Here is a 14,126-nt window from a genome sequence, read left to right on the forward strand (position 1 = left end):
AATATAAATTATGATGTTTAATGTTGAAAGCTCAAATACTCCTTTGCTTGATCGGTTAGAACGCGTCCTCTTGGTGTGCGCTTTACAAAACTAATTTTGATTAAATAAGGTTCTACTGTTTCTTCGATATTGCCGGCATCTTCAGATAGCGCAATAGATATAGTGTCAATCCCAACAGGGCCTGAAGTGTTGAATAAAAATCTTAGATAATACATATCAAGTTTATTGAGTCCCATTTTGTCTACACCCAATTTTAGCAATACAGAATCAGCAACTTCATAAGTGATTTTTTTATCATCTTTCACTTCAACAAAATCCCTTATTCTCCTCAGTAATCTCAAAGCAATTCTTGGAGTGCCACGTGCACGGCAGGCAATTTCCCGTGCTGCATTTTCTTCAATTTCAGTAGAAAGAACTCTTGCGCCTCTTTTTATAATATTAACCAGTTCTTCAAAAGAATAAAACTCAAGATGCAAGGGAATGCCAAAACGATCTCTGAGTGGCGCAGAAAGTAATCCAAGCCGTGTTGTTGCTCCAATTAGCGTAAATGGTGGTAGATCTATCCTTAAAGTGCGAGTAGATGGCCCTTCACCTACTAATATGTCCAAGCAAAAATCTTCCATAGCAGTATATAAAACTTCTTCGATGCTGCGATTTAATCTATGGATTTCGTCGATAAATAGGACATCTTTTGCATTTAAAGTGGTAAGCACTGCGGCCAAATCTCCAGCTTTACTAAGTAAAGGACCAGAAGTTGCGCGAAAGCTAACTCTTAATTCTTTAGAAACAATTTGTGCTAAAGTTGTTTTGCCAAGTCCTGGGGGACCATACAATAAAACGTGATCTAAAGCTTCAGTTCTCGTCTTTGCAGCATTTATAAACACTTTTAAATTTTGTATTAAGTCTTTTTGCCCGACAAAATCATCAAGTTGTTCAGGTCTGATGTTGATATTGCGCACATCTTCAGTATATTCTTTATCGCACGATATTGATTTCATAATGTTTTAAGCGCCATGCGAATAATATCCTTGGTGTCCAGATTTGACGATTCGTCTTGTATTTTTTTTATCGTATCATAAGCTTTCATTTTTTCATACCCAAGATTGATCAATGCTGAAAGGGCATCTTCATTGATTGGATGAAAATTATTGTTATTTATTTCTAATTTACTCACTTTGCCACTTAATTCAGTGATGATTCGATTTATGAGTTTTTGGCCCAGGCCACTCATCTTGAGTGCTACTTTATCTTCATTCATAATTGCCAAAAGTAGCTGTTCTGGAGTTAATTTACTCAAAATTGACATTGCAGTTTTGTAGCTAACACCGCTTACTTTAACAAGCAACCTCAAGCACTGCTGTTCTTCTTTGCTTATAAAACCATATAGCTGAGCGACATTTTCTCTGTTATTTGCATAGGTTTCGATAAGTAATTTAACTCTACTTCCGATGGAACATGCATTTAAAGTTTTGGCTGAAAGATACACCATATAGCCAACATCATTCACATTCAGGATTATGTGATCACTGCGCACTTCATCAACTATTCCGCTTAGATTTCCTATCATTTTTAGCACTGTATAGGGTTCAGTTTAAATACTCTCAGATCTTAGGTCAAGCAAACGAACATTATAACAGAGAGCCAAGTAGCCCCTTTTTTGTCATCCGAGCCCCTATGATGTCATCCCAGTGCGTGACACTGGTTCACTCTATAATAGCAGTGCCTCTATGATGTCATTCCAGTGCTCCTTTTTTTGTCATCCGAGTAGCCCCTATGATGTCATCCCAGTGACTATTTCTTTGTCATCCCAGTGCCCAGACACTGGGATGGCTTTGTTGCATCGCACCTTATACTGGTAGTAATTTACGATAAATATCATGTAGCCATTTCAAATTTAGCCATACCAATTTCAGTAAATTGATTAAGCAAATAGCACTTAATCAGCAATTCTTTTTCGCGATTTACTTCGGATTTATTCCTAAAGCTGAATCCAAATATTTGCTTTAATCTTGAGAAAAACCCTTCAATATAAGATCTTTTCCCATAATTTACTTCTTTTTTCCATTCTTTCACGCCATCTTCACCGTATAATTTTATTAACCTAATAGCAGCATTTCTGTCAGACATATAATCTATTTCTGGATGTTCTGCCGCATTGTTTATTGGTGGAATTTTTGCCTTTATATCATATTCGTTACACAATTTATAAAACTTGTGCCTATCATATGCCCTATCTGCATATAGTGCTTTTATGACATACTGAAAATCGACTTCTTTTAGCAAATTACAAGCTCCATAGTGATCCGAATAAACTCCGCCGCTGTATTTTACAGCTATGGCTTTTTTGCTGTTTATATTCAACATTACATGCAATTTTCTTGTCTGTTCATAGCTGCGATACTTTCTATCTTCGCTATTTTCCTTCAGAAGTATTGTTATAAATGCTGATACTTGTGCTATCTATGGCAATTTCAATATCTTTTATATTATTTTTATCAATTCTGCAATCATTGATTTTAATATTAAGTTTCTTTTGATGCTTGTGAATAGCTGCAAATCTCTTCCTATTTGTTGCAAATACCCTTTTATAAACCCGACTGTTTGTCTTAAACCAATTCTAAAGAAACTGACGATTATATGCACCAAAATCACAACTTTATCACTATAAATATAGTTGCCGCCCTGCATTTTTGGACTATTCTCGTACCAATTTTCTATGGCGTCATTGATATAACAAAAAATGCTTCCTCTTTCTTGGAGAAATTTGTTATATTCATGGCAGTTACTGACTCTCATTTTTTGTGGCATATTTTTTCTTCAACAGTTAAATGGCTATTTATAATGAATTTTGTCAGTAACTGCCAGTTCTTTTCACTTGAGCGATGCAACAAAGCCCACTGGGATCCAGGTTGCTCACAAGCAAACTAGCATAGAAAGTGGTTACAACATTTTCGATGAGATTATATGGAAAACTGGATCCCAGTGGGCTTTGTTGCATAGCACCTTAAGCAGTGATGGTTTACGACAAATTTATGTAATGATTTCAAATTTAGCCATACCAATATCAGTGAATTTGTTGAGCAAATAGCACTTAATTAGTAATTCTTTTTCACGATTTACTTCAGATTTATTCCTAAAGCTAAATCCAAATACTTGCTTCAACCTTGAGAAAAATCCTTCTATGTAAGATCTCTTTCCATAAATTGCTTCCTTTTTCCACTCTTTTACACCATCTTGTCCATATAATTTTATTAACCTAATAGCAGCATTTCTGTCAGACATATAATCTATTTTTGAATGTTCTGCTGCATCCTTTTTTGGTAGAACTTTTGTCTTTATATCGTATTTCTTACACAATTTATAAAGTTTGTGCCTATCGTATGCCCTATCTGCATATAATGCTTTTATTTTGTGCTGAAAATTAACTTCTTCAAGCAAATCGCAAGCTCCATAGTGGTCAGAGTAGACGCCATTACTGTATCTTGCAGCTATAGCTTTTTTACTATTCACACTTAACATAACATGTAACTTTCTTACTTGCTCGTAGCTTCGGTACTTTCTATCTGCACTGTTTTCCTTCAGGAGTGTTACTGTAAATGCTGATACTTGTGCTATCTATGATAATTTCAATATTTTCCATGTTGCTTTTATCAACCCTGCAATCATTTATCTTAATATTAAGTTTTTTAAACCTTCTCGATGCTTGTGAATAGCTGCAAATTTTTTCCTATTTGTTGCAGATATCCTTTTATAAACCCCACCGTTTGTCTTAAACCAATTCTAAAAAGATTGACAATTATATGCACCAAAATTACGACTTTATCACTGTAAATATAGTTGCCGCCCTGCATTTTTGGACTATTTTCATACCAATTTTCGATAGCTTCATCGATGTAACGAAAAATATTTCCCCTTTTTTCAAGGAATTTGTTATATTCGTTTTGGTTACTGACTTTCATTTTCTGTGGCATATTTTTTCTTCAACAGTTAAATGGTTATTTATAATGAATTTTGTCAGTAGCCACCAGATTTTTTCGGTTGCTATGCAACAAAGCCATCCCAGTGTCAAGCACTGGGATGACAGGAGTGGGTGCTGGGATGACAAAGATAGACACTGAGATGACAAAGGTAGGAAATAGAGTAACTCCATTGCAATTAAGAGGCATATTATGAAGCTCTCAATATACGCCATATTATCAATCTCGCTGCTACTCATTCTCATGCACATTGCTGCAACTTTTAAGGATTGGAGTAGCTACAGGAAATATATCATAAAAGAGCTGGAGAGGACGTATGATGCTAAAGTGCATATTGGAGGGAAAGTTGAAGTTTCACTCATTACTCCAAAGCTCACTATTTATAATGTATATATACAATACAACGAAAATAAAGAGCAAAAGTTGTCAGATTTAATTAGTGTAAGAAAAATTGAGGTAAAACCGTCACTCCTATCGTTGTTTTTATTTTCGTTGCAACCAAAGTCAATCACATTGTTTGGCATGAAAAGCAATAAAGAAAATTTAATTAATATTATAAATACAAAAGCCAGTGGTAACACAGTCGATATAGTAATAAAAGACAGCCAAGTAAGTTTTAACGCTGATATTATTAACATAAAGGAAGTCACTGTAAAAAAAAATAAGCAGTTTTTTGGTGAAGTAAAGGTAGGTGATAATAATTACGATTTTTCAGGAAAGGTTAATATCACAAAAAAGAATGTATACATTAGCGTTGAATCAAATTTTGTAAATTTGCTATTTACAGGTAATAGAAATCAAGAAGAACTCCAGGGTAATTTAACACTAACGATTAATAATAGTTCCGGCTCTGTGAGTGACTTAGTAAAAATCATTAATCTTAGCTTTCTTTCTTGTGTTATTCCTAATGAAAATATTGAGATATCATCTAATATCAACCTCGATGAAAATGAGTTTACGGTAACTGACTTGAAAATTGATTCCAAAAGCATGCAAGCCAGTGTTACAATACAAAATGATAGAAAAAGCGATCACACTAATTTCAATATTAGCTTCAGTAAAGTTGATTTAGATTCCATACAAAATGATTCACAAACAACAACGAATATGAAAGACCTTCTGGAATATTTTAGAGAAGTTGTGCCAAAGAACTTGAGCTTAAATTTTAATATAGAAGCTTCTAACATTCAATATCAAAACAAAATATTGGACAATTTCCGTGCTGTACTAAAATCCACTGATGGCAAAGTAAAAGTGAATACGCTTCTTAAATTTCCTGGAATCAATAATATATCTTACTTATCAGGAGAGATCTCAAACAATAATGCCCTATCTGAATTCGACGGTGATTTATTAGTCGAAGGAGGTGATTTTGAGTCATTCATTTCATGTTTTTTCCCTTCTATAAAGATGAAAGAAAACCAGAAAAATCAATTTACACTAAGTTCTAAATTGCACCTTGCACCAAGAATATTATCTATCTCAGACATTAGACTGCTAAATAATAAGGAATCCTTGCAAGGGTCAATTAGAGTAAGCCACACAAAAAAACGCAGTGTGATCGATGGTGAATTTAGCATGCATAATCTTGATGCAGATAAATATGATCATTCATTATTTAGTAGTTTATCTAAAATGCAACGGCTGAAAAATTTTCAGTATGATGCAAATATAAAGGCCAGTGTTAATAACCTTACATTGAATGATACGAAAATTAAAAATTTGGATTTTTTGCTGAAAATGGAAAAAGGTAAGCTAGTTGCAGATAAAATAAAACTATCTGGAGAAGATTTCGATATTACCGGTAATGCAAAAATATTAGTAGATCAAAAATACGCCAAACCTTTATTAGATGTGAACCTTACGGGCAATAAATTTAATGGAAATATTTTTAAATTACCAAATTTAGTAGAGGTAAAAAGAAATTCAAGAAATGAGATAGATCAAATTCAATGGTCAACAAAGCAGCTTGATTTTTTGGATGACAAAGAAGGCTTTGATGCAAATGTGCAAATCAATACTGCAGAATTTAAAACCGAGCAGAATGTTTTGAAAGATTTTAATTTGGATGCGGTAATGAGAAACAACGTTATCACTATCAGGCAGGCAAGTTACATATTAGAACACGGGCAAGTGTTTTTTCAGGGTTATTTAAGATCAGACTCAATGAATACAAGATTTTCTATTGTAAATTTGGACACTAAAAAGATTGGTAAGGTTATAGGAATTGACAATGTAAATGGTCAGGTAAGCTTAAATGGTGAAATCAAAACTCAAGGAAAAAGTTTTCATGATTGGGCTAGTAACTTATCAGGAGATGTAAACCTACAAGCGCAGGGAATAGAAGTTACTAATGTAGATTTCAATTCATTTATCACTAATTTGTTAAGCAGTAAGAATAAGTCTGAAATTTCCGCATTTGCTTATGTTGATATATATAATGGCAGTACATTTTTTGAAAATATTAGCGGAAAAGCAAGTATTAAGAGTGGTATATGTTCAACTAGTTTACAGTTCGGGATTGATCAAGCATCAGGATCAATTTCTTCTAATTTAACCTTATCTAACTTCGCTTTAAATTCTATATTCAGGTTCTTTTTCATACCACCAAACCATAGTAATCCAATCTATATCGATATGCATTTGGATGGCCCTATTTGGCGTCCTAAGATGAGTTTTGATGTAGACCAAATCTTCATCGCTCTGGTTGGCAAGAAAAATAGTTAATTTACTTAGGTGTACGGTTTAGGGGACAATAAACTCATCTGAACGGATACAAACTTAACCTAACTCATCACCACCTGGCAATGGTGGCAAGCCAAATGCTTCCCTTTTTTCATTGAGCGTCATGAAGCTTGCGTTTTCTACGTATTTCCACAACTTTTGCCTCTTTTCCATGAGAATTTCTATTGCATCTTTATCGTACGACAAGCACAGATCCTCGCCAAATTTTGGTGTTAGCCAAGAATTCAGGTGACAGATAATATTTTCTAGGCTCTGTGGACAAAATTTTAGAGAAGCCATACAAGAGCTCCAACAAAATTGAGAAAACCCATAAAAACCTCAGCAGTTTTATCAAATCTGGAAAAAATGCGCCTAAAATTTTTAATTTTACCAAAAAAACACTCAATCAAATGACGTTCTTTGTAGATATGCTCATCGTAATACCTTTGCACTTTTCGATTCCGTTTTGGCGGAATAACTACTGTACATCCCTTGTCTTCAAGACTTGTAACAAAGGCATTGCTATCGTAGCCCTTGTCAGCTACTACAGTAGAGTTATAGATACTTTCGGTCAACACTTGTGCCTGCGTAATTTCATTTCTTTGACCAGGAGTCAGAGTAAATTTAAGTGGATTTCCAAGTGCATCGACAAGCGCATGTATTTTAGTTGTAAAGCCACCTTTGCTCCTCCCTAAAGCTTCTTGATCCTTGGAGTTTTTTGTATATCCAGATGAACATGGATGGGCTCGGATGATCGTACCGTCGATTATAGCAACTTCTAAATCAGGCTCTTGTTTAGTATATTCAAGCAATTTTTTCCAGACATCTCTTTCACACCATCTTTTAAATCGCTTATGTATACTCCTGTAATTACCATAAGTTTTTGGTAAAAGTCTCCATTGGCAACCACTTCGCACTATGTACCACACTGCCTCTATGAATATTCTTAAACGTTTTTCATCTTTGCTGTGCATTCCTTTTACGCTTTTTATGAACTCTAAAATTTGTTTCCAATTTTCCTCTTTGATGTAATATTGCATATGGTAGTTTCTCCATTTTTTACCTATTAGGCTAAACTACCATCTTTTTCTCTCTTTTCATATTTTTTGTCCACAGAGCCTAGAAGAACCAACTAAGATTACAGAGAACTTCGATAGCACATTGTAGCTATTGTGATGAATAAAACAGCAAGCTTAAAGAGTCTGATCCAATGAACATGCTGAACAAAAAGTAAGGAGCTCCTTTTGGAAAATTATATTAACTTATTAATTAATTGCTTGACTTTTAGCAGGATTTATTATATTATTTATTAATGAGTAATGCAATCAAACCAAGGAGGATAGCATGACTGGTGACGATAACAGAAAAACTTTACAATCGATAATTACCGGCGAAAATAACAGTATAAATAGAATTGAGGAGTTAAAAGATTTTCTTGGAAAAAACAAAAAAATAACTATTAATAAAGACACATTTGCATGTGCTTTACGATGCCCAAAAACTACAAAGGAAGCGATAGTACACGAAATTCTGCTTCATTTTATACAAAATCATGGCAAGCAATCACTAGAACAAGTGATACAATGCTTAGATGGAGCAATACAATCTGGGATATATGCAAAAAACAACCCAATAAGAAATCTAGATGAGGAATTTCGTACTCATATAAACTTTAAAGATGAAAAGGGAAATACATTACTACATCATGCAGTTATAGGTAATAAAACTGAAGAAATAACCACCCTTCTTGTTACATATAGTGCAAATCCTTTGATACAAAACGCGGATAATAAAATTCCTTTAGATTTAGCTCAAGGAAAAACAAAAGAAGTGCTTATTAAAAGTATGAAAGAACAAGCTAATACGAAAAAAGGAAGCGCTATGATAGGCAGTTTGGTGCCTGGCATGATAATTGGTGGTTTTCTTGGTGTTGTACTTGGAGTTGGTGTGTGTGTTGCAGTAAGTCTTTCTGGTGGTATGATATTAGGTGTAATGATAGCACCTGTTCTTGTTATAGCTGTTGGGCTGGCCATGTATTTTTTGAGTCAAGACTATGAACAGGCTAAAGCGATAGAAAAAACTATTAGCACTGTTAGCTCTGAAATATCTGTTGATGATACAACTGTCGCAAATGGTAAAAAGGGGCCACAACTTACATAGAAAAAGCTATAGTATTTTTCAAACTAAATAATAAACCTTGTAATTAGGATATTCTGGATTCCAGCGTCACGCGCTGGAATGACAACTGTGTTTTTGCTTTTTTGTCATCAAATACTCCTACTCTTTATATCATCCAAGTGTCCTGACTACTTGGATCTAGGAAATTTAATTGGTTTAAATTTTCCCCTCTATACACCTATTTAAATTTTATGTATGTGCAATATAATCTATAATAACGTTTATCAATACAATATATTAAAAAATATTATGAGCTTCGTAAAAGAAAAAAACACCCCTGTGATGGAGCAGTATTTGAACCTGAAAGCTCAATACAAGGATCATCTGCTATTTTATAGGCTAGGAGATTTTTATGAGTTGTTTTTCGATGATGCTATTAAAGCTGCGAAATTGCTGAATATAGTGCTAACCAAGAGGGGCAATTCAAATGGGCAAGAAATACCAATGTGTGGAGTGCCAGCACACAGTAGCGAATCTTACCTACACAAGCTAATAGATTTAGGATTCAAAGTAGCAATCTGTGACCAATTAGAAACTGCTGATGAAGCAAAAAAGAGGGGCTATAAATCCATAGTAAAACGTGATGTAGTGCGAGTTGTAACTCCAGGTACAATTATAGAAGATTCGCTACTGGAGGATAAAAGCAATAATTATCTCGCGTCCATAGTTGAACAAAATGACGAATATGCTATTAGTTGGCTTGAATTATCGACGGGAAAATTTTTTCACACTTTAACGAGTTTGAAAGCTCTAGACAGTGATTTGTTGCGTATATCACCAAGAGAATTATTAATTTCTGAAAAATTCACTGAGGACGAAAAAATTAGATCGATTTTAAAAAATTATAAAATATCAATTACGCAACACGCACAGAGCTTTTTTGAGTATAGTAAATCTCACAGAACATTATGCGAGTTTTATAAAATCAGGGAACTTGGGAGTATAGGAAATTTCAGCAAAGTAGAAATCATGGCGTGTGGTGCACTGCTTGAATATGTCAGAGTAACACAAAGGGGCTCCATTCCAAGGCTTGAATTCCCAAAAACCTATAAGCAACAAAATTTCATGCTTATTGATGCTTCAGCAAGGAGAAACCTTGAGTTGTTTTCAACTCAATTTGGTGAAAAGAAAGGTTCACTAATTTCAGTTATTGATCACACAGTAACAGCCTCTGGTGGACGCCTGCTCAAACAAATGCTCGCTTCACCCCTTGCTTGCTCTAAGGCAATTAATTTGAGGCTCAGCACCGCTCAATTTTTTGTAAATAATCATGAGCCACGCAGAAAAATACGAGAGATATTATCTAACATTCCAGATATTGAGAGGTCTTTATCGCGCTTAATACTAGGACGTGGTTCACCAAAGGATATGAACCTATTAAAAATAGGCCTAGGAAAAACTTTAGAGTTGTCTGAGTTTCTGTCTACCTTGCATAATTATTGTTTAAGTGAAAAACCAGCAATTAACTCTCAGATGTCATTCCAGTGCTTGACCAGAGAAAAGGAACAAGTGTTTACTACTCAGGTGATAAGTAGTGACGAGAGTGAACTAAGCACAATACATAAAAGCCTTGGTAATCATAAAGATCTATTCGAGCTTCTAAACAGCGCTATACTTGATAATAACCTCAGTTCCGTGAAAGAAGGAGGATTTATCAATCCAAAATACAACTCAGAATTATCTGAGTTATCTTATATATTGAACAACAGTAACAAGTTGGTAACTAAGCTCCGTGAGTCTTATCGCGACCTAACTGGCATTGCCGCACTCAAAATATTACACAACAATATACTTGGTTATTACGTTGAAGTGTCAGCAAATCACAAAATAACTTCGGATATATTTATTCATAGGCAAAGCTTAGCAAATAGCATGCGCTACACTACTAATGAATTGAAAGAACTAGAAAATAAAATTCTCACGGCACGTGATGCTGCAATCGGCTTAGAAGTGAAAATTTTTAGTGAACTGTGTAGTGAAGTCGCTAAAGAATCTGAAAAAATTGCTCTTGCTGCAAATGCTTTGGCAAAACTTGATATTAGAACCACGTTTGCGGAGCTTGCAGTGCAAAATAATTACGTAAAACCCATTATCGATGACAGTAAAGAGTTCAATATTCGCAATGGAAGACATCCAGTGGTTGAAGTTAACGATAAATTCATTGCAAATAGCATCAATTTAGCTGGTATACATCTAATTACTGGTCCTAATATGGCTGGAAAAAGCACTTTCTTGAGGCAAAACGCTCTCATTGCAGTTTTAGCTCACATGGGGTCATTTGTGCCAGCAGAGAGTGCGCATATTGGAGTGATTGACAAGATATTCAGCAGAGTTGGCGCAACGGATAATATAACAGCTGGTTATTCTACCTTCATGGTAGAGATGATCGAAACAGCAACGATAGTAAATCAGGCAACGGACCGTTCCTTGGTGATACTTGATGAAATTGGTAGGGGCACAGGGGTGTATGATGGATTATCTATTGCACAGGCGGTGATTGAACATATTCACAATGTAAATAAGTGCCGCGCCATTTTTGCAACTCATTATCATGAATTAACTAAAGTAAGCAAATACTTGAAGAACGTGAAATGTTTTTGTGTAAAAATAAGAGAGTGGAACGGAGAGGTTATCTTTCTACATGAAGTAATTGAAGGCATTGCAGATGAGTCATATGGAATACATGTAGCAAAACTTGCTGGTTTTCCTGATTCTGTTTTAAATAGAGCAAGTGAAGTATTTGAGGAGCTAAAGGCTTAATGGCTCATGCTGGAAATGATGTTTTTTGTATTCAATAGAAATTGGTAATTTTGAGAGGTATACTGTGAACCTTGATCACTATGTAACATTAGATTTTTGGCAGGTTTACGCTTATTAACAGCCATACCAATTGCTTATTTATTGAGCTACTCATTAACTATCATACGTGAATATACCAAATATAGCCATCCCTCCTTGGTTCTTATATAAGTGATATCAGTTGCCCATACTTTATTTGGCTGATCAACAATAAAATTCTGGTCTAATATGTTGGGTACTACAATTCTATTGTCTGTCTGCTGTTTCTTAGTTTTAAATTTTCTTCTTAGCATAGCCCTCATGCCGTTCTTTCGCATGATACTTTGCACTGTTTTCAAGTTACAACTTTTACCTAAAGCTTTTAATTCAGCATGAATTTTAGGCTCTGTGGACAAAAAATATGAAAAGAGAGAAAAAGATGGTAGTTTCTCCATTTTTTACCTATTAGGCTAAACTACCATCTTTTTCTCTCTTTTCATATTTTTTGTCCACAGAGCCTACATAATTCCTGTACTTTATAACGTTTGCTGTGCTCTTTTATAAAAAAGTATTTTACTCTTTGTGACTGGCCAGGGCTTTTTTTAAAATGTCTCTTTCCCTTGTTACTCTTGCTAACTCTCTTTGTAAATCAAATCTCTCTTTGTCGTAAGGAGCTATGTTGCCTCTACCTGGAAATGCATCTGCTGCCGACTTTTTTCGTTGTGTTTCTTCATCCATTTTCCTAATAAACTATCCTTTATTCCTAGGCTCTGTGGACAAAATTTTAGAGAAGCCATACAAGAGCTCCAACAAAATTGAGAAAACCCATAAAAACCTCAGCAGTTTTATCAAATCTGGAAAAAATGCGCCTAAAATTTTTAATTTTACCAAAAAAACACTCAATCAAATGACGTTCTTTGTAGATATGCTCATCGTAATACCTTTGCACTTTTCGATTCCGTTTTGGCGGAATAACTACTGTACATCCCTTGTCTTCAAGACTTGTAACAAAGGCATTGCTATCGTAGCCCTTGTCAGCTACTACAGTAGAGTTATAGATACTTTCGGTCAACACTTGTGCCTGCGTAATTTCATTTCTTTGACCAGGAGTCAGAGTAAATTTAAGTGGATTTCCAAGTGCATCGACAAGCGCATGTATTTTAGTTGTAAAGCCACCTTTGCTCCTCCCTAAAGCTTCTTGATCCTTGGAGTTTTTTGTATATCCAGATGAACATGGATGGGCTCGGATGATCGTACCGTCGATTATAGCAACTTCTAAATCAGGCTCTTGTTTAGTATATTCAAGCAATTTTTTCCAGACATCTCTTTCACACCATCTTTTAAATCGCTTATGTATACTCCTGTAATTACCATAAGTTTTTGGTAAAAGTCTCCATTGGCAACCACTTCGCACTATGTACCACACTGCCTCTATGAATATTCTTAAACGTTTTTCATCTTTGCTGTGCATTCCTTTTACGCTTTTTATGAACTCTAAAATTTGTTTCCAATTTTCCTCTTTGATGTAATATTGCATATGGTAGTTTCTCCATTTTTTACCTATTAGGCTAAACTACCATCTTTTTCTCTCTTTTCATATTTTTTGTCCACAGAGCCTAGATCCCTTGCTACTTTTGTAATTGTTTGACCTGCCTTTCTTTGTTCATTTGCCAGTTTAACAGCTTCCAATTTGAATTCTGCCGTATATTCTCTTGCCATCTCCAAAATTTTATTTTACCAGAAAAAAACTCCTTTCTTTCTCTCCACTTTTTCTTGGTAAGGTCAGCAGAATCTATGCCGAGATACCGCGGCGGTATGACGTGTTAGCTAAAAACCCTATTTTTCATACCACTCATTTATAAGTTTATTGATATCAGAATCTATAAAATCTTTTAGTGGTTGCCTGGTTTTTATCTCAGCATTTTTAGGGATACACCTATCTTTACATATCGCATAATTTATATGGAAGTTAAGGTCAATATACCCTTGATTTGAAAACACATTCATCTTAAAGGGAAATAATACCATATCCTTATATACGTTACTAATAAATATCTCTCTTCCTACTTTATCTCTATGTTCCTTTGGAGTAGGCCAGTAAATATCTATGTTTAATGTGTTACCCTTACAATCAAAAGAAGTGGGTAGACCGAAATCTCCAGGATCTTTATAATATATGTGCCAGCCTGGTTCTACTGTAACCTTTATTGCACCTTTAAGAGTGAGGCTTGCTTCATTTATCTCGCCAATAAGTAAATCAAATTTTGCAATTTCCTCGTCAGCATATAGTTGGGTGCAAGAGAAAAATAAAAACAATATTAAATATATATGTATTTTCATTAAGGCAAATTTCTCCTTTTATAGAGAAAGTGATTTGGATTTTAAGTATTATATTTAATAGCATTATATAGATTATTTATTAATATAGCGTTATGCTATAGCTAAACTGACTTACGACAATCTGAAAAA

10 protein-coding genes and 4 pseudogenes are annotated in these 14,126 nt (G+C 34.6%); 4 read left to right on the top strand and 10 right to left on the bottom strand.

Going from position 1 to position 14,126, the window contains the following annotated elements:
- Positions 1-17: 17 nt before the first annotated feature.
- From ruvB to OPR26_RS07440, 4 genes and pseudogenes are all read right to left on the bottom strand, one after another.
- Positions 18-998: a Holliday junction branch migration DNA helicase RuvB gene (gene ruvB / locus OPR26_RS01075; RefSeq protein ID WP_265015983.1), complete on the bottom strand. Its 981-nt coding sequence runs from the start codon at positions 996-998 to the stop codon at positions 18-20.
- Entirely contained in the window at positions 995-1,567 is a 573-nt protein-coding gene (ruvA, locus tag OPR26_RS01080) for a Holliday junction branch migration protein RuvA (protein WP_265015984.1), read from the bottom strand. The genes ruvB and ruvA overlap by 4 nt, the downstream gene beginning before the upstream one ends.
- 308 nt (positions 1,568-1,875) lie before the next feature.
- Positions 1,876-2,808: pseudogene (locus OPR26_RS07435) on the bottom strand (IS5 family transposase).
- A 222-nt stretch (positions 2,809-3,030) separates the two neighbouring features.
- A pseudogene (locus OPR26_RS07440) lies at positions 3,031-3,971 on the bottom strand (IS5 family transposase).
- Positions 3,972-4,038: 67 nt separating this feature from the next.
- On the opposite strand from OPR26_RS07440, the gene OPR26_RS01105 reads away from it, so the two are divergent.
- Both OPR26_RS01105 and OPR26_RS01110 read left to right on the top strand, forming a co-directional pair.
- A complete protein-coding gene (locus OPR26_RS01105) occupies positions 4,039-4,173 on the top strand; it encodes a hypothetical protein (protein ID WP_265015987.1) in 135 nt (44 codons plus the stop codon).
- The gene (locus OPR26_RS01110; protein WP_265015988.1) at positions 4,170-6,704 is read left to right on the top strand and encodes an AsmA-like C-terminal region-containing protein; all 2,535 of its coding nucleotides are present in this window, start codon (positions 4,170-4,172) and stop codon (positions 6,702-6,704) included. The genes OPR26_RS01105 and OPR26_RS01110 overlap by 4 nt, the downstream gene beginning before the upstream one ends.
- 54 nt (positions 6,705-6,758) lie before the next feature.
- On the opposite strand, the pseudogene OPR26_RS01115 reads toward OPR26_RS01110, so the two are convergent.
- Together OPR26_RS01115 and OPR26_RS01120 are read right to left on the bottom strand one after the other, a co-directional pair.
- A pseudogene (locus tag OPR26_RS01115) lies at positions 6,759-6,974 on the bottom strand (phage portal protein); the annotation flags it as partial.
- Between the two features lie 14 nt (positions 6,975-6,988).
- The gene (locus OPR26_RS01120) at positions 6,989-7,741 is read right to left on the bottom strand and encodes an IS5 family transposase (protein WP_264702259.1); all 753 of its coding nucleotides are present in this window, start codon (positions 7,739-7,741) and stop codon (positions 6,989-6,991) included.
- Positions 7,742-8,045: 304 nt separating this feature from the next.
- Between OPR26_RS01120 and OPR26_RS01125 the strand changes: the two genes are divergently transcribed.
- Positions 8,046-8,861 carry an ankyrin repeat domain-containing protein gene (locus OPR26_RS01125; protein ID WP_265015989.1) on the top strand — a complete coding sequence of 272 codons (816 nt, stop codon included), beginning with the start codon at positions 8,046-8,048 and terminating at the stop codon, positions 8,859-8,861.
- Between the two features lie 267 nt (positions 8,862-9,128).
- Positions 9,129-11,639 carry a DNA mismatch repair protein MutS gene (gene mutS / locus OPR26_RS01130; RefSeq protein WP_265016256.1) on the top strand — a complete coding sequence of 837 codons (2,511 nt, stop codon included), beginning with the start codon at positions 9,129-9,131 and terminating at the stop codon, positions 11,637-11,639.
- Here mutS and OPR26_RS07445 read toward each other — a convergent pair.
- The 4 genes and pseudogenes from OPR26_RS07445 to OPR26_RS01155 all read right to left on the bottom strand — a co-directional run.
- A pseudogene (locus OPR26_RS07445) lies at positions 11,639-12,430 on the bottom strand (IS3 family transposase); the annotation flags it as partial. The gene mutS and the pseudogene OPR26_RS07445 overlap by 1 nt on opposite strands.
- An 11-nt stretch (positions 12,431-12,441) precedes the next feature.
- On the bottom strand, positions 12,442-13,194 hold the full coding sequence (locus tag OPR26_RS01145) for an IS5 family transposase (RefSeq protein WP_264702259.1): 753 nt from the start codon (positions 13,192-13,194) through the stop codon (positions 12,442-12,444).
- Positions 13,195-13,220: 26 nt separating this feature from the next.
- Positions 13,221-13,382, bottom strand: coding sequence for a transposase (locus OPR26_RS01150; protein WP_265015992.1), 162 nt, complete (start codon positions 13,380-13,382; stop codon positions 13,221-13,223).
- A 111-nt stretch (positions 13,383-13,493) separates the two neighbouring features.
- A complete protein-coding gene (locus OPR26_RS01155) occupies positions 13,494-13,997 on the bottom strand; it encodes a protein-disulfide reductase DsbD domain-containing protein (RefSeq protein ID WP_253302563.1) in 504 nt (167 codons plus the stop codon).
- Positions 13,998-14,126 lie beyond the last annotated feature (129 nt).

The sequence above is a fragment of the Wolbachia endosymbiont (group A) of Anoplius nigerrimus genome, from assembly GCF_947251795.1.
Classification (GTDB): Bacteria; Pseudomonadota; Alphaproteobacteria; order Rickettsiales; family Anaplasmataceae; genus Wolbachia.

Excerpts from the sequence above, each read along its gene's own strand:
- OPR26_RS01155 (WP_253302563.1), bottom strand. The coding sequence starts at position 13,997 with ATGAAAATACATATATATTTAATATTGTTTTTATTTTTCTCTTGCACC.
- mutS (WP_265016256.1), top strand. The coding sequence starts at position 9,129 with ATGAGCTTCGTAAAAGAAAAAAACACCCCTGTGATGGAGCAGTATTTG.
- ruvB (WP_265015983.1), bottom strand. The coding sequence starts at position 998 with ATGAAATCAATATCGTGCGATAAAGAATATACTGAAGATGTGCGCAAT.
- OPR26_RS01120 (WP_264702259.1), bottom strand. The coding sequence starts at position 7,741 with ATGCAATATTACATCAAAGAGGAAAATTGGAAACAAATTTTAGAGTTC.
- OPR26_RS01125 (WP_265015989.1), top strand. The coding sequence starts at position 8,046 with ATGACTGGTGACGATAACAGAAAAACTTTACAATCGATAATTACCGGC.
- OPR26_RS01110 (WP_265015988.1), top strand. The coding sequence starts at position 4,170 with ATGAAGCTCTCAATATACGCCATATTATCAATCTCGCTGCTACTCATT.
- OPR26_RS01145 (WP_264702259.1), bottom strand. The coding sequence starts at position 13,194 with ATGCAATATTACATCAAAGAGGAAAATTGGAAACAAATTTTAGAGTTC.
- ruvA (WP_265015984.1), bottom strand. The coding sequence starts at position 1,567 with ATGATAGGAAATCTAAGCGGAATAGTTGATGAAGTGCGCAGTGATCAC.